The following is a 19,746-nucleotide window of genomic DNA, read 5'->3' on the forward strand; positions in this document are numbered from 1 at the left end:
GTACTACTTGGTTCTTTTTTAAGCTTGCTCCTCAAAACGTCTTGCAATTTCTACAATAACTTGAACAGCTTTTTCCATAGTATCTACCGAAACATACTCAAATTTACCGTGATAGTTTTCACCACCAGTGAAAATATTCGGCGTCGGTAATCCCATATATGATAATTGTGATCCATCTGTGCCTCCGCGAATCGGGTGAATATTTGGTTCAATATCTAAACTTTTCATTGCTTCATATGCAATATCAACAATTTCTCTTACCGGTTCAATTTTTTCCAGCATGTTATAGTATTGATCATTCATTTCTAAAACGGCTGCATCTTCGCCATACTTTTCTTGCATATTCTTCACAATATTTTTAACGTTATTTTTACGCGCTTCAAAATTTTCACGATCAAAGTCTCGAATAATATAATACGCTTTACTTTGCTCAACATCACCATTTAAAGAAAGTAAGTGATAGAATCCTTCATAGCCTTCTGTATATTCTGGTGCCTCTTCTACTGATAAATACCCGTTAAACTCCATAGCCAGTTTAGTTGCATTGCGCATTTTATTTTTCGCTGTTCCAGGATGTGTATTCGTTCCGTTAAACGTTAACTTAGCACCTGCAGCATTAAAACTTTCATACTCTAAACCACCTAATGGACCTCCATCCATCGTATAAGCGAATGATGCACCAAACGCCTCTACATCAAAATGCGCTGGCCCACGACCAATTTCTTCATCCGGTGTAAATGCTACTCTTATTTTCCCGTGCTTAATTTGCGGATTATGTATTAAATAGTTCATTGCAACCATAATTTCTGTAAGACCAGCTTTATCATCTGCTCCTAGAAGTGTTGTACCATCAGTTGTAATAATGGTATGTCCTTTATATGATGGTAATTCTGGGAACTGCTCTGGTGTTAGCACAACATTTAGCTCTTCATTTAACGTAATTGCATTACCATCAAAATTTTCATGAATTTGTGGTTTGACGTTTTTCCCCGTAAAGTCTGTTGCCGTATCTAAATGAGCTAAAAATCCGATTACAGGAACATCCTTGTCCGTATTAGCTGGAAGTGTTGCCATTACATAACCATTATCATCCATCGTTACTTCTGTTAACCCAATTTCTTTTAGCTCTTCCACTAATAACTTACCAAACTCAATTTGTCCTGGTGTTGTTGGTACTGTATTGCTTTCTTCATTTGATTGCGTATCAATTTTTACATATCTCGTAAATCTTTCAATAAGTTCTTGTTTCAAGTTCATTCACTCCCTTTTATGTTTCTCTCTCCATTATAATCCTTAAAACGAAATATTTTAACTTTTTTGACTGTGAAGATGTATATTTCATTTGCATTGTTAACACATTTAAACGAATGATAAAAAGACATAATATTTGTACATTAAAACCGGAACAGGTAACATACATAATTATAAAATATGGGAGGTTTTAAAGATGAGGCTAACTCTCTTTCGCTATTTTCTTTTTTTCTTAGGATTAATTTTCTTTGGCCTTGGAAACGCTCTTGCAGTCAAAGTTAAATTTCTAGGCTTGCACCCTTGGGAAGTTTTAAATATGGCTCTCTACCAAAAGTTTGGATGGACCATCGGTACGTGGAGTGTCATATGTGGGTTATGTCTCGTTCTAATATCTTTACTAGTAGATCGAAAATATATAAATGTGGGTACATTTTTGAATGCACTACTTATCGGTCCCATCATGGACTTTTTCTTACAATCAAACATGCTTCCAGACGCTAGTAATTATTTATGGATAAACTTACTCATTTTATTTTCTGGTATTGCCATTACAGGTATCGGGGGAGGTATGTACGTTGCGGCTGGGATTGGCGCTGGCCCCCGTGATGGATTCATGCTTACTATTTCCGACAAAACAGGACTTTCTATTAGCCGTGCTAGAATCATAGTAGAATGTATTGTACTAGTTATTGGATTTATGCTAGGAGGTCCTGTTTTCATCGTAACTTTTCTGTACACCTTTATTCAAAGTCCAATCTTTCAGCAATCATTTAAGATGTTTCAAACACTTTTACATACTTTACATAACAAAAAGAAAATTAGTGAACATATTTAAAGTACAGCTTAATACAAATAAATTCACCCTACTTACGACTCTCACCGCAAATAGGGTGTTTCTGTTTTTATCTCGCAATTTAAGAATATATACTACTCATTTACAATAAAAGTATATACATCATCATGAATACAGCCATTTACTTTAATCACATACTTCCCAGGTTTATTAAAACTAATTGTGTATTTATTTAACTGAATTGCTTCTTTATCTCCAGAAAGAATATCAATGCTTCTGCCACTTAATACATACAATTCACTTAGGTTCATCGTTACATCAATTGTATTAAAATTTTCCACTTTCACTTGCTGTGCTTCCGCAACGCTTACACTTGGTTCTAAAAACAGTAGTCCACTTAATCCAATTGTCCCCGCTAAAGCAACTCCCGCAAACTTTTTAATCTGTTTCATTACAATGACCTCCTTATAGATTTTGCGTAAAGGTGATGTCCCCCCTTACACCACAAAGCCTATATGTAATGAAATGAAAAGTAAACGGGGACTGTAAGACAAAATTCTACATCTTTTTCTCCTATTGAATATAAATCCAACGTTTGGAGTTTTGACACATTTAAAATTGTTTCCCTAAACCAATTTCCCCATAATTTATTCAAATACTGAATAATTACTTATTGATTTAACATTCTAAAAATAGTTGATAAAGATGCTTTCTATTCAAAAAAAGACTTTGCTATAAAAGTAACTTTTACAACAAAATCCATGCACCTAATTTTATTCCGCTTTCCATAATCTCTCTACATTCATTAATTGTTCTTCTTTAAACTCCATCTTATATATATCCGGTTTTGACGTATTCATTAAAAATTCAAAACCATATTGTTTATCAAAATAGTTCATCATTACTGTCATGACAAGCCCATGTGTACCAATTACAATTTTGTGTCCTTGAAAATCCATTAAGATTTCTTTTAATACTTTCACTACTCTTCTCTGGCAATCTGCATACGACTCTCCTTCCGTTCTTGCAAAATCCGGATTAGAGAACATCTTCTGTACAAGTGGATACACCTCTTTGTCTGATATAACCTGATCCTCACTTAAAAACATACACTCTTTAAGATTTTCATATACTACTATTTCTTTTTCATGGAAATTAGCTGACTCCTCTATCGTTAACATAGCCCGATTATAGGGACTGGAAATAAAAGTATCAATTCTCTCCGCTTTTAATATATCATTTACTCTACGGGCATCCATATGTCCCTTCTCAGTTAACCCGCGCATTCTTTCATTTCCTTCTAGTTTTGGTGATTCACCATGTCTAACCATATAAATATATGTGCTCATAATTTCTCCTTAAAATTGTTTATTAGTTAATAAATCACGTTCATTTATCCCATTTCAACACTTAAGCGTAATACTAAAATACTTTATAAAACGTGCTGATTTGTTCGTCTAATCCATTCTCCTACTAAACTTTCAAATAATTCAGGCTGTTCAATTTGCAAATTATGCCCTGCCATATCTAACACTGCTAATGTTGCCCTTGGATATTCTTCAATAATTTCTATAATATTTTGATAACCTACTGATATATCTTGTCTTCCAGTCAGTAAAAGAACGGGCTTTTCATATTTTTCACGCTGAAAATCCATAGTAAGAGAGTAATTCTTTTGCAACCTTTCAATAAATTCATAATTAGCAACATCTAACCCAGGCTTAATTTCTTCTTTAAATCGCGTATATGTATATTGATTTGCTATTACAGCTAACTCACAAAATTCCTCTCTTTCCGTGGAAGTAAGCGTATTTAAAAATTCCTCATCTTGTACAATTACCTGTTTATCTGGAAGAATCCTTTTTTCTGGCTCCGCTACAACAACAGGACATACTAATAGTAATCCGCTAACTCTCTCAAACATCTTTGTAAGTATACCTTTGGCTAAATAGCCTCCATATGATTCTCCTATTAATAAAAATTTTTCAGTAGAAATGATTTCCTCAATAAATGTGATAAGCACTTCTACTATACGATCTGAACTATTTACCCAATTTGGAGCATTCGATTTTCCCATACCAGGTAAATCAATATATATTCGCTTATAACCTTCATATTTCTGAAATACTGATTCCATACATTTCATCATTAACCTATGGTCAGGGGAGCAGCCATGTATGATAATGACCGGTTTACCCTCTCCCACAATTTCATAGTATATTTCTGCATCTTTAATTCGATATATCATAAGAAGCCCTCCCTATTTAGTGGCAATACTATCTACTCTGTAAGAATACACGTTCTTATTTTACATCCTTTCTCAACATTTTCACAAATGTTAATTTTCAGATTTAAAAAAATAAAAATCTCATATAAAAAAAGATCCTCATCATTTTATATGCAATTTTGCATCTCCACTTACAAATCACTAAAAAAACTTTACAATTCAAAGGATGACTAAATATACAATTTCTATTTAAAGTCTTGATACCGTCTATACTATCAACCGAAATATTTTTTCAACTTTAAGAATACTTATACTCTTTAACACTTTCCTTATAAACATGATTTTTATAAGGAAATCTGATACAATTCTTAAATAATATTATTATGTATAGATATAACGAACATAGTGCATAATTAAAGAAGGTGATTTCATTGAAATTAAATAAAAATTTACAATTATGTATATTAATCGGAACATTAATATGCTATTCAATCTATTTTATGTTTTTCTATCTGTTCCCTACTCATTTTTCAAATTCAGATGTACGCTTCGCTTCACTTATCGTCGAAGCCATTACATTTGTATCACTGATCTACTCTATATATTCTAAAAAAGTCAGTTCAAATCCGTTTTGGATATGTATTACAATAGCAATTGGTAGCTTTTTATTAGGGAAAATAGTATATACATATCAAGATAGCTTCTTCGAAATTCCAATAGATCGTTTTACTATTTCTGATGTATTTTACATGTTTTTTCTACTTTTCTGTCTTATCGCTTTCTCCTATAAAATTTTAAAGGAATGCAATAAATGGGAAAAAGCATTCTTTATTTGTGATATATGCATAGTGCTTACTTCCATATTCACATTAGAATGGTATTTATTTAATCAGCCAAATTTAAATATATTCGCTCTTTCACTAGGAGATGTTTTCCTTTCATTTTTATACCCAATTGCAGATTTATTATTTCTACTGCTAGGCGTTAGTCTCTTTTTCCGTCCAACAATTTTTAATTCCAAACGGAAAATTTATATCTTTATTTTTGTATTAATAAGTTCTGCAACTTTTAACTATATTTATTTTTACTTAAATAACCACTTATCAACTGAAACGATAACATTATTACGTCTTTTATATAGAATACCTATATTACTTATTGCAATAGCTGGCTCTATTTCAGAAGATCATAATAGCCATAAAAATTATTTCATTGTAAACCCTATAATAGGGAAAAAAGCTTTAGTTGTATTTCCCTATCTTGCTGTTGCAATACTAATCGGGTTTACATTAAAAGAACAAACATCATCTTCAACTCTCATTACAGGAAATTGTATTACTTTTATTTTCGTACTCATTCGTCATTCTATCGTACGTATGCAAAACAACTCCTTAACAAAACGTTTGCAGGCATTTAATGCCCAACTAGAAGAAAAAGTTACTGTACGGACGTCTGATTTAGTTCATAAATCAGAGGCTCTTTCTCAAAAACAACAAAAGTTTAAATCATTATATGAATATCATCCTGACCCTATTTTCACCATTGATTTAAACGGAACATTCTTAAATGTAAATAAGGCTGGGAGTGTACTACTTGGGGCACCAACGGATGAGTTACTAGGTGAAACTTGTTTTTCGATCATTTTAGATGAAGATAAGCATAAGCTAGCATTGGCATTAGAAAAAGTGAAACAACAAGAATCGGCATTCTTACAACTTAGTTCTCAATATAAAGATGGCTTTACTTATTTTTTATACGTTACAATCATTCCTATTATAATAGACGGACAAATTTCAGGAAGCTATATTATGGTGAAAGATATTACTGCACTAAAAAAACAGCAAGAAGAAATAAAATATTTAGCATTCCATGACACTGTAACGAAAATTGGGAACCGTGCCTTTTTCCATAAGAAATTAAAGAGAGTTATAAAAAATGCTAAAATAACAGAAAGCGAGTTTGCATTATTATATTTAGATTTAGATCGCTTTAAAGCAATTAACGATACACTTGGACATTCATCAGGAGATTACATATTAGAAGAAGTAGCAAAGCGATTCCAATCATGTCTTCCATCACATACTCATCTTTCAAGAATCGGTGGCGATGAATTTACAATCATAATTGAGAACTATACTGACGAAGATTACTTATTCCAATTATGTAACCAATTATTTGAATGCATGAAAAAGTCATTTATCATACATGAGCATAAATTAACTTTATCACTGAGTATCGGCATCGCTATTTATCCACATTCCGGAATCGATACCGCTACACTTCTGAAAAACGCTAATGTTGCAATGTATGATGCAAAAGCAAAAGAGCTTAACTCTGTCTCTATTTATGACGATGTAATCGCTAAAAAAATTGAAAGACGATTACGATTAGAAAAAGATTTACCAAACGCACTACAAAATGAAGAATTGTTCCTTTTGTATCAACCTCAAGTTGATAGTGAATCTAATAAAATTATCGGTGCAGAAGCTTTAATTAGGTGGAATCATCCTGAATTAGGTATTATTTCTCCATACGAGTTTATTCCGATTGCAGAAGAAACACTACAAATTATTTCAATAGGGAAATGGACATTAGAGCAGGCTTGCAAGCAAATGAAACGTTGGCACGCACTCGGATACTCACATTTAAAAATAGGTGTAAATTTATCTGCTAAAGAATTTGAACAAGAGGATTTTGTAAAATCTATTTCTTCTACTTTAACAAATACAGGTTTACCAGCAAGCTCTCTTGATCTTGAATTAACAGAGCGAATTGCAATGATGGATGAGCGAGAAACATTGATAAAACTACGTACACTAAAAAGTTTAGGGATTCACATTTCAATCGACGACTTTGGTACAGGTTATTCTTCACTAGCCTACTTACCTTTGTATCCAATTGATACGTTAAAAATCCCGAGAGAATTTATTACAATGTCTGAAACATGTGATGATGGAATGGAAATTATTAAAACGATCATCACACTAGCAAATACATTAGGAATGTCTGTCATTGCTGAAGGTGTAGAAACGAAAGAGCACGTAAATTTCCTTCAAAAAAATAAATGTCAGTTTATTCAAGGTTATTATTACAGTAAACCTATTCATATTAATGCATTTACTGAGCTATTAGAAAACGGTATTCGCCCATAGTACATGGCTAATTGGAATAAATAATAATGAATTTGAACAAATATAGTAAAAAGGAAAGAAGATACCTTCTTTCCTTTTGTTTTTCTATTTACATTTCTATTACTTCACCACTTCATTTATTATATCTATTAAATGATGAATCCCCTCATCATTTGTTTTCTTATATCCATTCATGTTTTGAATATATTTCTCCTTATTTGTATACAACTTATTTACTGCATGTATAAATGTATTCGTACTTACTCTGTCTTGGAGTATAACTTCCGCATATCCTTGCCGTGAAAAATATTCAGCATTTAAAACTTGATCTCCCCTACTGGAACTGTTAGTTAACGGGATAAGCAACATCGGTTTCTTTAAAAATAACAATTCAGAAATAGCAGTAGAACCCGCTCTTGAAACTACAACACTTGCCATATTTAGTATATGCGGCAACTCATCGCCTATATATTCAAATTGCATATACCCCTCCATGCCAATAGATGGGTCTACCTTCCCTTTACCACATATATGAATAATATTAAAGTTTAATAGTATTGTATCTAAACATTCCCTTACCATATCATTTATCCACTTAGCACCTTGACTCCCACCCATAATTAATAATACTGGTTTATCTTGCTGAAATTCACAATATCTTCTTCCTCTTAATACGTTACCCTTCTCAATTTCTTCCCTTACAATTGGTCCTACATAAACCTTCTTCTCATTACTTACATTTTCTCCTGTCTGAGGAAATGTTGTGCATAGCTTTGTAGCAAAAGGTAATGCTATTTTATTGGCAAGTCCTAATGTGCTATCTGGTTCACGTATAATGATAGGCACACGATTTAACCATGCTCCTATAGCTACAGGAACTGAAACAAATCCTCCTGCTGAAAAGATAACGTCAGGCTTTGTTTTCTTAATTAATTTATAACTTTGTAAACAACCTCGTATAATTTTAAAAGGATCTTTAAAATTTTCCCAATCCCAATATCTCCTAAGCTTGCCCGTTGAAACACTATTGTATTTAACATTTTGCACTAATGATTTTTCAATTCCATTTTTGGATCCAATATACTCGACTCTCCATCCTTGCTCTATAAATTTAGGAATTAATACAATATTAATCATAACGTGTCCGGCTGTACCGCCCCCAGTAAAAAGAATCGTTTTGCTCATAACTTATACCCACCTTTATTATTAAAAATCTAGCTTTATATTTACCTTTTAAATGTAAATAAACTTATTATTTTTTATATAAATCTTTAACTCCACCTCTATATCTTGTAAAAGATCTTTAATGAGTTCATAAAAATCATTTCCATACTCACTACACTCGTATTGAGCAAAGATTTGAATCACATATCTAGTTTCCGTCTCTAATGCTGACTTTATTTGATTAACTCTTTTTTCTTCTACATACGCTTGATATTTATGTATTGCCTCATAAAGACGCAATACATGCGCTTCTTCATCTCTCCAATCCAACGTATCAACAATTGAAAGAAATAGCGTATTTTGATTATCTATTACTTCATAACCATTCATATATTTCTTACACCCTTTTTTGTTTTTCATTGAATGCAGATGTCACTACACTTCGCATACTCAAGTACATCTTTTAATGATTGATGAAATTCAATTTCTGGAATCCAACCTAACTTTTTTATTTCCTCTATTGCTAAACTCTCATTTGAGTCGCTCCCTCTTTTCTCTGTTTCCTCTATAAAAAAATTTAGCTGTGTTAATTCTTTATATTGTTCTAGTACATCTAATAAAGACCGTTTTACTCCTGATCCGATATTATATTGTTTTCCATTTATTCCATCTCGTAATAACAAATGATACGCTTTAATCGCATCACGTACATCTAGAAAATCTCTACTATCTTTCAAACTGTTTACTTCAATAATGGCTTTACTTCTACCTGATTCTATATCTATCATTTTCTTTGCGAGAATCGAGCAAATGCCATTCGATTCCCCTGGACCAATTAAATTTGAGGGCTTTGCAATGATAATATTTGAATCCATTAATCCTCCCCAAGCCTCTGCAATAATGACTTGCATCGTTTTACTTAAACTATATGGATTTGAAATTTTTATTTCGTTCATACTATCTGCTTGCAAAGCCGATCCTATAACTAATGTTCTACAATGCGAGGCTTCTTGCTTAATTGCTTCTAATAAATATAACGTTCCTATTACATTAATCTCTATATACTCAAGAGCAGCTGTCCAAGATTCTATAACTGAATTCCTTCCTGCTAAATGCAATACGTAGTCTGGCTTTATTTGTTTCATTACCTTCATTACTTCGCTCTTATTAGTTAAATTACAAGTAATACCATTTCTAATTTTTTCTCTATGTGCACGATTTTGAAACATAGGAATTACATGAAAGCCCTGCTCTAAAAAATATTGGCAAGCATGACGTCCTGTGAAACCATTTGCACCAGTTATTAAAAGGCTCGCATTTTTTTTCATCGTAAAAACCCTCCTTTTAATAACATTTGTTTCACCTCATGTTTTGCAAGTAAGTCTTGTTGAGAACTAAAACTCTTTACATCCACAAGCGGATAGCTAGCATAATATTCTTGAAGCCCTTCTATAGGAATAGTCGGTAGTACTACAAAATAATTTTGATCAAAACTTATACTTGTTTTACTCTCTACCTCAGATAAAAGCATTTCACTTAATTTTTCACCCGGTCTTATCCCTACCTCTTTTACCTTAACGTTTTCTTTTCCCGAATATTCAATCAATACTTCTGCTAAATCTGTTATTTTACATGCCGGCATTTTCATAACAAAGATTTCCCCGCCTCTACCTTGATATACGGCTTTAAATAACAATCCAACAGCATCTTCAACTGTTAAGAAAAATCTAGTCATATTCGCATCGGTAATCCCTACTTGTGAAGATTTTTTAATTTGTTGTTTAAAAAGCGGTACTACACTTCCACTCGTCCCTAAAACATTTCCACCACGAACACAAATGAATTTTGTTTTCTTCGTTTGCACATTCGCATGAACCATTAACTTTTCACCAATTGCTTTTGTCATCCCATACGTATTTGATGGATCGGCTGCTTTATCCGTTGAAACATATATAACTTTCTCCACTTGCATCTGTATAGATGCTTCAATTACATTTTGCGTACCATGTATATTGGTTTTTATAGCTTCATAAGGATAATACTCACATACTGGAACGTGTTTTAAAGCTGCAAGATGGAAAACATAATGTACGCCTTGGCATGCATAGACTAGTTGATCCTTGTCACGAATATCTCCAATAATAAATTTTAATCTATCATCATTTATAAACTGTTGCTGCATTTCAAACTGAACCGTTTCATTTCTTGAAAAAACCCTAATTTCTTTCGGTGATTTTTCTAATAGTTGTTTTATAAGTTCATGTCCCCACGAACCTGTACCACCAGTAATTAAAATTATTTTATTTAGCATTCCTTTTCCTCCTACCAAACACTTCAATTAAAATTGTATTTATAAAATTTATTGAATTATTTTCAATTGATTCAAATCATAATCGTCGTTTGTTACATTTAATTGACAAAATAAAAAAACAGAAACTATTAAACATAGTTTCTGTTTTTCATTTCACCTTACAACAGCAAATTTTTTTATACTGTTTGCATGATAACTACATTCCTTGTAAAAAAACACCGCTCATTTATTTCTTATACTCGTAATAAAATAAATAGAATGATTCATAGCCAATAATCATGTTTAAATTTATAAAAAAAGGGAGGTAACGGAATGTACCGAAGCAATTCAAATCATACATATAACGGACTTTCCAAAGCACTGCCTCTCTCTATATTCGATGTAAAGAATGAATTAAAACAAAAAAGCAAGATCATGCCTTCTGGCACGATTTATAAATTAACGAAAGAAGAGCAACTCATCATCAACAAAATAAAAATACAAACAGAACAGCTAAATAAAAATAATGTTACAAGAACACGCGCATACTACCAATTTTACATTCAATATCCAGAAATACATTGGGCACTACTTGGGCATATGGTATCACGTAACGGCGGTTGGAATATGACTGATTTAAAGGGTGATTTATATACGAGAATTTTATCAGAGAAAGATCAACTCATATTTTTTTCTTTTTTAGAAAGAGGGAATTGGCTCATTTTCCAAGATGTATATCCTCAATTTTTGCTTTACGAACAAAGTGTAAAAAGATCACAAAAGCTATTTCACCTTCTCCCTCACCTAAACGTTTCTACATTTATGGAAACGATGTGGAACGATTTTTGGAAAACAGGTAATAAAAAAACATTAGCGATTGCAACTATTATTAATGAACAAAACTACTTAGAAAAAAGAGTGATTCAAAATGTACACTTTCAAAAGACTGTACTAAATAGTATTGGATTTAAACTCTTTGATTTTTTTCAGTTTAATCATATCCTTTTCCCATTCTACGAAAATGATAAGAGACAAAAAGTATTACTATTTGGTGATACAATGAAACATTTCACTTCCTTACATGAACGAATCTTAATCGGAAAAAGGTTGTATTCATTATTATTTCGGGATACACATGTTTTATCTCAAATAATTAGCTGGGCTCAACACCATCCGCATACAGGATCAAGGAAAGATTACTGGCCTCATTTATTTTCAAGTGTAAATGAATCTTTTTCCCGTGAGTTTTATAAGCGCCGAATAAAGAAATGCCAGTTACGTAGCGGCGCTTATCGTATATACAGCCCTGAGCTCATCTATGCATGGCGAAATATGAAACATGAAGAAGATGACAGCGAAGATTGGTTTACCGATTGGCAAGTTGTAAATTACTTAGTTGATAAGGAGGAAAATATACATGGACAAATTACAGAAGACTACTGCAAAACACTCGAAAAAATTGAACTCGCAATTCTCGCGAAGAAAAACGTCCTCCTTAGAGAAGAAGAATGATTTTCTAGCATTAATAGTTACAATCTTTCTCTCTTCTATTATTGGAACTTGCTTAGATGCTTTTTTTGTTCATAAACAAATATATTCCTTTCCGGCTAGGCCCTTCTCATCCACATTTTCGGTTAATATAGCTTTCACATTGTTTGTACTGCCGATTTCAACCATTATCTTTATACACATTTCAAAAAAATTATCTAAAGTTTCTAGAATTCTATTTATTATTTCAATTGGTATTTGCGCTAGCCTTTTTGAACAAATTGCTGAAAGTTTAGGTTTATTTGTACATAGTACAAATTGGAACCATACATATTCTTTATTTGGTTATATGATTTTTCATTCTTTTATTTGGAAGGTATATAACTGGATAAAAAAATAAAGAGGCCATTATAGGTCTCTTCTTAAGCATACTCTTCCGTTATTGCTAATGGTGCCAATGTTTGAAGGCTTTTAGAGCGTAAACGATAGGCAACGACTTTTTTCTTATATTGCTTAATGACATCAACATGTTCCTCATAGCTATATAGAGAAAATCTAATCTCTTTATTCCCTTTCTTCGTATCAATGACTATTGGTGTCCCTTCTCCGTGCGGCGGGAAATAATGTTTATCTAAAAACAAAGCCTCATTAAATTCATGAATAACTTGTAGTTTCATTTCTCCCTCTAAATTTTTTCCATCTATCGATATAGAAGTATTTTCCGCCTCAAGCTTTTGATGCAATTCAAATTTACTAATAATTGATTCTACAACAGAAGTGGGCATGCTAGAAACTAATACTTTAATAGCTCCAAAAACAAATAATGTAACTATAAACCATGTTGTCATTGTTATCATCTCCATTACATTTAAAAAATAAATTTCGTTCCATACGGTATTAGTATACTAATGAGTATTCCAGTTACAATCATCGTTACCGAACCGATAGTCGCTTCTTTCTCGCCTTCCTTCACTAAACGGCTCACACCAATAATATGTGATGCACAGCCCATTCCAACTCCTTTTCCAATCGTACTTGTTATACTACAAAGCTTAAGTGCTGTTGGTCCGATAATAGCACCTGTTATTCCTGCAACAACTACAAAACTAGAAGTCATAGATGGAATACCTCCAATTTGATCCGCTAATGAAAGAGCAATAGGCATCGTTGCTAATTGTGGTAGAGTAGTTAATATAAGTTCCTTATCTATATTTAAAATCTCACCAATCACTACATTCATACTCGTTACAGCCACTATACCTATCACTACACCGATAAGTATCGATAAAAAATTTTTAATAAGTATCTTTCGCTCTTTAAATAGAGGTATGGCCAATGCTACAATTGCAGGGCTCAATAAGCTTGAAAGAATGTCTCCCCCATTTTCCCTATACTCATGATGAGAAATACCAAAAATCAAAAATAAACAAATCATAATTGCCGTAACTGTTAACACCGGTAACGTAAATGCAAACGTAAATTTTTTATATAACTTTGTCGCCAAGAAATAAATTGCTACAGTAATAATAATTAAGACCATTTGAATCGTGCACCTTGTCGATTTTATTTTTTTGATGTTACTAATAATTGACTTATATACCCTGAAACAATCAAAGTTACTACAGTACTTGCAACTACTAAAAGGAATATAATACTCCCCTTACTTAAAAGAAAAGACCCGTATTCCATCAGCCCTGTTGTCGAAGGGATTAAAAATAACGGTAAAAATACGATTAACTTTTCCGCACCTAACTCAAACCATTTTAACGGTAAAACGCGAGTGGAAAGGAGCAGGAACAGCATTAACATCCCTATTAAACTTCCCGGTATTGATAGATGGAATATTTCCTGAATCCACGTACCCACTAAGCTAAATATATATAGCACGCCTACTTGAAGTAAAAGCGTCACGTACTTCATTTCTTTCCCTCATTTCACTATCACACATCCATATTATGAAATCTCATTTAGCGTGTCGGCAAACCGTTTAATTCCAAGTTGAATTTGTTCTATATTCGCTCTACCAAACGTAAATCGTATATATTCATTTTTCGAACCTAAAACACTGCCCGGAACAAATGCGACACCATTCCGTATAGATTCACCTAATAAGTGATATTCATCAAACTTTCCTTTCACTTTACACCATACATGTATTCCACCCTCTGGCACGAAACATTCAACTCGGTCTCCCAATGTTCCTTCAAGCTCTGCAATTAATTCATCTCTTCTTTGCTTCAATTGTCCACGAAGTATCGTAATATGTGTATGAAAATCCTTTGATTCTAAAAATTGATTTGCTACCCACTGCGTAAATACACTATGGCCAAAATCAATTTGTTGCTTTGCATCTGCTAAACGCTCAATTACGCGTGTAGGACCAATTATCCATCCAATACGTAATCCTGATGCAACAATTTTTGATAATGAACTTATATAAAGAACATTTCCATTTTGGTCCATTGATTTTAATGTCGGGTTCACTTCTCCATTAAAAGAAATTAAACTATACGGATCATCTTCTACAATTGGTATACCGAACTCAGAAGACAGTTCTAAAATCTTTTTACGTCTCGCTAATGAAAGCACAGTACCTGTTGGATTTTGATAATCTGGATTCAAAAAGACCATACGAATACGATGCTTTTTGTGCAAATCGATTAAATCATCTGGATTCATTCCATGCTCATCAACAGGTAAATGAAATATGTTTAAACCGGCCGATTTAAACATTGGAAGTGAAAAACAATATGAAGGATCTTCAATCGCAATCGCATCGCCAGGTTTTAATAAACATTGAACGATAAGATTAAGCGCCTGTTGTGCTCCAGACGTAATAAGAATAGAGCTTGAATCTGCTTCAATTTGTTTATATTGCTGAACATGTGCTGCAATTGTTTTTCTCAACATCTCATTTCCAAGTGGATGGTCATAGCCGAGATTTTCCATAAATGTTTTCTCCGCCAAAATTGTTCGAAATCTATCACTCGGAATTAATTCTGGTGACAGTTCACCACTCGCTAAATTAATTAAATCATCTTTTTGTGTTTCCGTTCGAATTTGTTGAACGAGTGGTACGTTAGGTAAGAACGATCCATCCTCCACGTACCTACCCCAGTTCGGTATTCGTTTATGTGAGAGACCCCATATGTCTGTATTAACCCGTGTTCCGCTTCCCTTTTGCCGTTCTACTACTCCAAGTGATTTTAATTCTTCATACGCAGCTACTATTGTACTCCGGTTCACCTCTAATTCCTTTGCCAATATACGCTCAGAAGGTAACTTACTATCAGAAGGAAATTCACCTGAAGAAATGCCTCTTTCAATATAATCAGCAATTTGTTTATATACAGGTGTCTTATCTGCACGATTTGGTTTCCATTCCATCTAGTTCCCTCCTTTCAAAACGAACTATCCTCATTTTTTACTAACAGTATTCACCGTAAAAATAGTATTAATTAGTCACATTTTCTTATCCGTAAATGGATATATCCAAAATGGTTCTCTTTCTGATTACTCAATAGCTTCTGAAATTCCAACTTCATACTCTCATTTCCAGTTCTTTTACAAACTATCAAATCATTACCGCATACCATGTTACCCCAACTAGTAGAACAAAAAGAAGAAGAATATAGATTGCAGATAAGTTTTTCACATTTCTTTTTGTAGACTTACCGTAATTCTCCTCCACGTTTCTTGCAACTAGTACAGTCCCAAATAGCGATACAATTACAATAATAACGACTAGTGAAATTGCAAAACTCATTGTCTTTTCACCTCTCTAAGACCCATCTATTTTAATTAAAGAACTTACATAAAAACCTTCCTCTTTAAAACGTTGATAACATACTACCTTTCTTCTCTTATCATAATAGATGTTTGCTAAAAGCGGACCAACCACTTTCGTGTTTTTTTGCTCATCCACTTCAAAAATAAAAAGCAACTGATCACTTAGGACCAGTTGCTTTTTTACACGATAATTTTTCATTTAAAATTAATTCGATTTAAAAGTTTCGCCTTTTCATAATGAAACATCGACTGAGATAACTCGAAAATTGTTCCATTTACAAGATACACTGTATTTTCAATAAGAAGCGCCGGATCACCTTCATTTAATTCTAAAAGCTGTGCATTTTCTTTATTTACTTTTTCACAACTAATAACTTTATCAGCAAAACCAATATTTAATCGTAAATCTTCAATGAAATAACTGTATACAGAGCTTAATGCTATTTCTTCGTTCAAATATGGAATAATATCCTTTTTGAAATAACTTATTTCAATAGAGAATGGTTTAGCATCTACAATTCTTAAGCGCTTCAAAAAATACAACCTAGTTCCAGTTTCGCATTGCATCCGCTTTGCTATCTCTTCGTCCGCATCTATTACTTCAAGCTCTAACACTTTCGTTTCAATATTTTGTGAAACAAGATTTTTCGTTAATCCACGTAAACTTCCTAAATTAATGTAATCTGTTACAGAAGTTTCGCGTAAAAACATGCCACTACCTTGCACTTGAAAAATATAACCTCTATTCACAAGCTGACTAATTACTTTACGTATCGTATTACGGCTTACTTCAAATCGATTCATCAACGCTTCTTCTGTAGGTAGTTTTTTCGTTTCATTAAAAAGCCCATCTCGAATGTTTTGCTCTAACACATCTGCAATTTGTTTATACTTTGCACTCATACACTTTCTCCTAAAATACTCTTTTATCTGTTATAACTCTTCCCCTCTCGTTTCGATCACACGTTTATACCAATGAAACGAAAGTTTCTTCTTACGTTTTAAGTTATCATTATGATCGACAAAAATAAAGCCATATTGCTTTTTATATCCATTTAACCAACTTAAAAGATCAATCACTGACCATGCATAATAACCTTTTAAGTTAATTCCCTCTTCAATTGCACGCTTCATTACTTTTAAATGCGCTTCAATAAATTTAATTCTCGGAACATCTACAATTTCTCCGTCAATGATTGGATCTTCATCACCAAGTCCATTTTCCGTTACATACATCTTTATGTCACCGTAACGCGCTTTCAACATATGCAATCCCTCTAAGAAACCTTCGGGAGATATTTCCCATCCCCATTTTGTATATGTTTTATCATCCATTTTAACTGTTCGATAAAAACCATCAAAAGAAGGGTTACCTGGAGCAAGCGTTGAGTTTTCTCGAGAATGTCCCTCACTCTTTATATCCATATCGTATCTTTCTACTCGTATTGGTTGATAATAATTCAAGCCAATAAAATCATTTTCTTCTGCATTTTGTTTAATGATTTCTAATTCTTCAACCGTCCAATTAGGAGTCCATCCTTTTCCCTTTAATTGTTGTACAACATAAGACGGATACTCGCCTTTTAAAATTGGATCATAATACCAATACGTTTCATATTCATTCGCATGATTTGCTGCTCGTATATTTTCTTTTTGATCATCCACACTATAAGCAGGTAAGAAAACATGTGTAATCCCAATCTCACCATATTGTTTCAGCTGCTTGTACACCGCAACTGTTTTCGCATGTGCATAAAATACATAATGAGTCGCTTGAAAATACTTTGGAACATCATTTTGGATTCCTGGTGGATGTGCACCTTTTAAATAACCTAATCCACAAAACATTACTGTCTCATTAAAAGTAATCCAATGCTTAACTCTGTCACCAAATGCCTTAAAACAAGTTTCTGCATATTTTACGAAAGCCTCTGCTGTTCTTTTATTCGTCCATCCACCATCTTTTTCTAACGGTAATGGTAAATCCCAATGATATAAAGTGACAAACGGCACAATCCCGTATTTTAAACATTCATCAATTAAGTTGTTATAAAATTCAATCCCTTTTTCATTTACCTTTCCATCTCCATTCGGCAATATTCTCGCCCAAGAAATAGAAAAACGATACGATTCTAATCCCATCTCAGCCATTAAGCGAACATCTTCCTTATATCGATGATAATGATCAACAGCTACATCACCATTTGTTCCATTGTATGTTTTGCCAGGAATTTTTGAAAACTCGTCCCAATTCGTAACACCTTTTCCATCTTCATTCCATGCACCTTCTACTTGATAAGAAGCTGAAGCAGCTCCGAATAAAAAATCATGTGGAAACTTCATAGTATATACCTCCATTTCATTACAACAAATCAAATTCATTCACATATATAAAATTTATAGGTACAAATTTTATATGTATGATTATATCTTATGTTTTTATTTTTTTCTATTATAAAAGTACAATTTCTATTGTTGGTTATTGGAAAAGAAAAAGAAGCGATATATTTTATCGCTTCTTACTCTCATCATCTTTATTCTTTTATTAATGACTTATTCGCTCTTATAACTTCTTGATACAATAATGGTGACCACTTTTCATTTATGTAGTCTTGAATTACCCAGCCTACTCTTGTAGGATTCTTTTGTTTTATATCGTTTGCAATTTCAGGATTTATATAAGAAGCGTAGTAATATGGACTATTCCATGCTGTACCACCAGAAGACAAGCTTGTAAAATTAATATATAGATGATTTAAATCCTCGCTATTGTTCATCGTTTCATCCATCGTATCTTTAATAGATTTTACTTTCTCATCATAATTCACTTTATATTTATCTTGTACTGTTACATTTACATTTTGGTTTACAGTTGTGGTAAACGTCTCATTATCTGGCCAATAAAAATTATTATATCCTCCAGATTCATTACTACCACTATATCTTTTTAGTAGTACAATTTTCCCACGAGCATCTCCAAGTTTTATATTTCCTTCTGTTTTTAAAAAGATAGGATCAACAAAATAATTTTTTTCAAACGTACTAATAAATGAACCTTCTGCTCCTTTCATATCCTCATACTCTTTTTTTAAAGACATAATAATTGTTTCACTCGGGTTATCTTTTAAAAATTGTTTCGCTTCATTTATGAATTCATGCAGTGTTACGTAAAGATATAATGGCCCATGATGAAGAACTATCGTATTATCATCTGTTAAACGTCCTCTTATATCAAAAATGCGAGCTCCATGGTCCATTTGATAGCGAAAATCATATTCTTGCGTCATTCCCCACACTTGCTTAATCGGATTTTGCAACTTGAACGTCCCACTATCGTGTGTTCCTGGAATTGAAATTCGTGCTAACGGGATATTATCAGGTATAGGTTGCATCCATTTTGACCAATTTTCAAGCTCATTAACAGAGCTAGCTGCAACTACTCTCTTATCATGTAAAGCAAATACAAATGTGATAAATATTGTACTACATATGAATAATTTCAAAATTAACTTCTTATTGCTCATTATTATCCCTCACTTTTTCTGTTTTTACATCAAACTTATTGAATATAATATAAGCTAGTTCATAAAAAATAAATAACATTTCATCAATA

The 19,746-nt window shown here is 32.7% G+C and carries 20 protein-coding genes; 4 read left to right on the plus strand and 16 right to left on the minus strand.

Annotated elements, in window-relative coordinates; translation table 11 throughout:
- Positions 1-18: 18 nt before the first annotated feature.
- A complete protein-coding gene (pepT, locus tag MR170_RS04270) occupies positions 19-1,251 on the minus strand; it encodes a peptidase T (protein ID WP_242307346.1) in 1,233 nt (410 codons plus the stop codon).
- 196 nt (positions 1,252-1,447) lie between these two features.
- Between pepT and MR170_RS04275 the strand changes: the two genes are divergently transcribed.
- The gene (locus tag MR170_RS04275; RefSeq protein WP_029443085.1) at positions 1,448-2,086 is read left to right on the plus strand and encodes a YczE/YyaS/YitT family protein; all 639 of its coding nucleotides are present in this window, start codon (positions 1,448-1,450) and stop codon (positions 2,084-2,086) included.
- Between the two features lie 92 nt (positions 2,087-2,178).
- Here the strand turns inward: MR170_RS04275 and MR170_RS04280 are convergent, their stop codons facing one another.
- From MR170_RS04280 to MR170_RS04290, 3 genes are all read right to left on the minus strand, one after another.
- Positions 2,179-2,496, minus strand: coding sequence for a hypothetical protein (locus MR170_RS04280; RefSeq protein WP_029443086.1), 318 nt, complete (start codon positions 2,494-2,496; stop codon positions 2,179-2,181).
- Between the two features lie 321 nt (positions 2,497-2,817).
- Entirely contained in the window at positions 2,818-3,393 is a 576-nt protein-coding gene (locus MR170_RS04285; protein WP_016080575.1) for a histidine phosphatase family protein, read from the minus strand.
- 83 nt (positions 3,394-3,476) lie between these two features.
- Positions 3,477-4,292 (minus strand): alpha/beta fold hydrolase, encoded by an 816-nt coding sequence (locus MR170_RS04290; RefSeq protein WP_016080574.1) that lies wholly within the window; start codon positions 4,290-4,292, stop codon positions 3,477-3,479.
- A gap of 410 nt (positions 4,293-4,702) precedes the next feature.
- Here MR170_RS04290 and MR170_RS04295 point away from each other — a divergent pair, with 410 nt between their 5' ends.
- On the plus strand, positions 4,703-7,423 hold the full coding sequence (locus tag MR170_RS04295; RefSeq protein ID WP_029443087.1) for a sensor domain-containing protein: 2,721 nt from the start codon (positions 4,703-4,705) through the stop codon (positions 7,421-7,423).
- 99 nt (positions 7,424-7,522) lie between these two features.
- Here MR170_RS04295 and MR170_RS04300 read toward each other — a convergent pair whose 3' ends face one another.
- The 4 genes from MR170_RS04300 to MR170_RS04315 are packed head-to-tail and all read right to left on the minus strand — an operon-like array spanning position 7,523 to position 10,877.
- Entirely contained in the window at positions 7,523-8,587 is a 1,065-nt protein-coding gene (locus tag MR170_RS04300; protein ID WP_029443088.1) for an undecaprenyldiphospho-muramoylpentapeptide beta-N-acetylglucosaminyltransferase, read from the minus strand.
- A gap of 48 nt (positions 8,588-8,635) precedes the next feature.
- Positions 8,636-8,986 (minus strand): DUF6572 domain-containing protein, encoded by a 351-nt coding sequence (locus MR170_RS04305; protein ID WP_016080571.1) that lies wholly within the window; start codon positions 8,984-8,986, stop codon positions 8,636-8,638.
- Positions 8,983-9,894: an SDR family oxidoreductase gene (locus tag MR170_RS04310; RefSeq protein ID WP_050844442.1), complete on the minus strand. Its 912-nt coding sequence runs from the start codon at positions 9,892-9,894 to the stop codon at positions 8,983-8,985. Before MR170_RS04310 ends, MR170_RS04305 begins: the two co-directional genes overlap by 4 nt.
- Entirely contained in the window at positions 9,891-10,877 is a 987-nt protein-coding gene (locus tag MR170_RS04315; RefSeq protein WP_242307348.1) for a UDP-N-acetylglucosamine 4,6-dehydratase family protein, read from the minus strand. Before MR170_RS04315 ends, MR170_RS04310 begins: the two co-directional genes overlap by 4 nt.
- Positions 10,878-11,189: 312 nt before the next feature.
- Here MR170_RS04315 and MR170_RS04320 point away from each other — a divergent pair, with 312 nt between their 5' ends.
- Both MR170_RS04320 and MR170_RS04325 read left to right on the plus strand, forming a co-directional pair.
- On the plus strand, positions 11,190-12,368 hold the full coding sequence (locus tag MR170_RS04320) for a DUF2515 domain-containing protein (protein ID WP_242307352.1): 1,179 nt from the start codon (positions 11,190-11,192) through the stop codon (positions 12,366-12,368).
- Complete coding sequence (locus MR170_RS04325) at positions 12,274-12,744, plus strand: CBO0543 family protein (RefSeq protein ID WP_242307353.1); 471 nt, start codon at positions 12,274-12,276, stop codon at positions 12,742-12,744. The genes MR170_RS04320 and MR170_RS04325 overlap by 95 nt, the downstream gene beginning before the upstream one ends.
- Before the next feature lie 22 nt (positions 12,745-12,766).
- Here the strand turns inward: MR170_RS04325 and MR170_RS04330 are convergent, their stop codons facing one another.
- The 8 genes from MR170_RS04330 to plcA all read right to left on the minus strand — a co-directional run bounded on the left by MR170_RS04330 (position 12,767) and on the right by plcA (position 19,657).
- The gene (locus MR170_RS04330; protein ID WP_000214635.1) at positions 12,767-13,192 is read right to left on the minus strand and encodes a YfmQ family protein; all 426 of its coding nucleotides are present in this window, start codon (positions 13,190-13,192) and stop codon (positions 12,767-12,769) included.
- 20 nt (positions 13,193-13,212) lie between these two features.
- Entirely contained in the window at positions 13,213-13,884 is a 672-nt protein-coding gene (locus tag MR170_RS04335; RefSeq protein ID WP_242307354.1) for an LrgB family protein, read from the minus strand.
- A gap of 23 nt (positions 13,885-13,907) precedes the next feature.
- Entirely contained in the window at positions 13,908-14,264 is a 357-nt protein-coding gene (locus MR170_RS04340; protein WP_029443094.1) for a CidA/LrgA family holin-like protein, read from the minus strand.
- Between the two features lie 33 nt (positions 14,265-14,297).
- Positions 14,298-15,731, minus strand: coding sequence for a MocR-like pyridoxine biosynthesis transcription factor PdxR (gene pdxR, locus MR170_RS04345; protein ID WP_242307355.1), 1,434 nt, complete (start codon positions 15,729-15,731; stop codon positions 14,298-14,300).
- Positions 15,732-15,918: 187 nt separating this feature from the next.
- Complete coding sequence (locus MR170_RS04350) at positions 15,919-16,110, minus strand: hypothetical protein (RefSeq protein WP_000006459.1); 192 nt, start codon at positions 16,108-16,110, stop codon at positions 15,919-15,921.
- A gap of 218 nt (positions 16,111-16,328) precedes the next feature.
- Positions 16,329-17,036, minus strand: a complete 708-nt coding sequence (locus MR170_RS04355) for a GntR family transcriptional regulator (protein ID WP_016080562.1) — start codon at positions 17,034-17,036, stop codon at positions 16,329-16,331.
- 30 nt (positions 17,037-17,066) lie between these two features.
- A complete protein-coding gene (locus tag MR170_RS04360) occupies positions 17,067-18,476 on the minus strand; it encodes a glycoside hydrolase family 1 protein (RefSeq protein WP_242307356.1) in 1,410 nt (469 codons plus the stop codon).
- A gap of 191 nt (positions 18,477-18,667) precedes the next feature.
- On the minus strand, positions 18,668-19,657 hold the full coding sequence (gene plcA, locus MR170_RS04365; RefSeq protein WP_029443097.1) for a phosphatidylinositol diacylglycerol-lyase: 990 nt from the start codon (positions 19,655-19,657) through the stop codon (positions 18,668-18,670).
- Between the last annotated feature and the right edge of the window lie 89 nt (positions 19,658-19,746).

The organism is Bacillus cereus group sp. BfR-BA-01524 (assembly GCF_022662595.1).
Classification (GTDB): Bacteria; Bacillota; Bacilli; order Bacillales; family Bacillaceae_G; genus Bacillus_A; species Bacillus_A thuringiensis_S.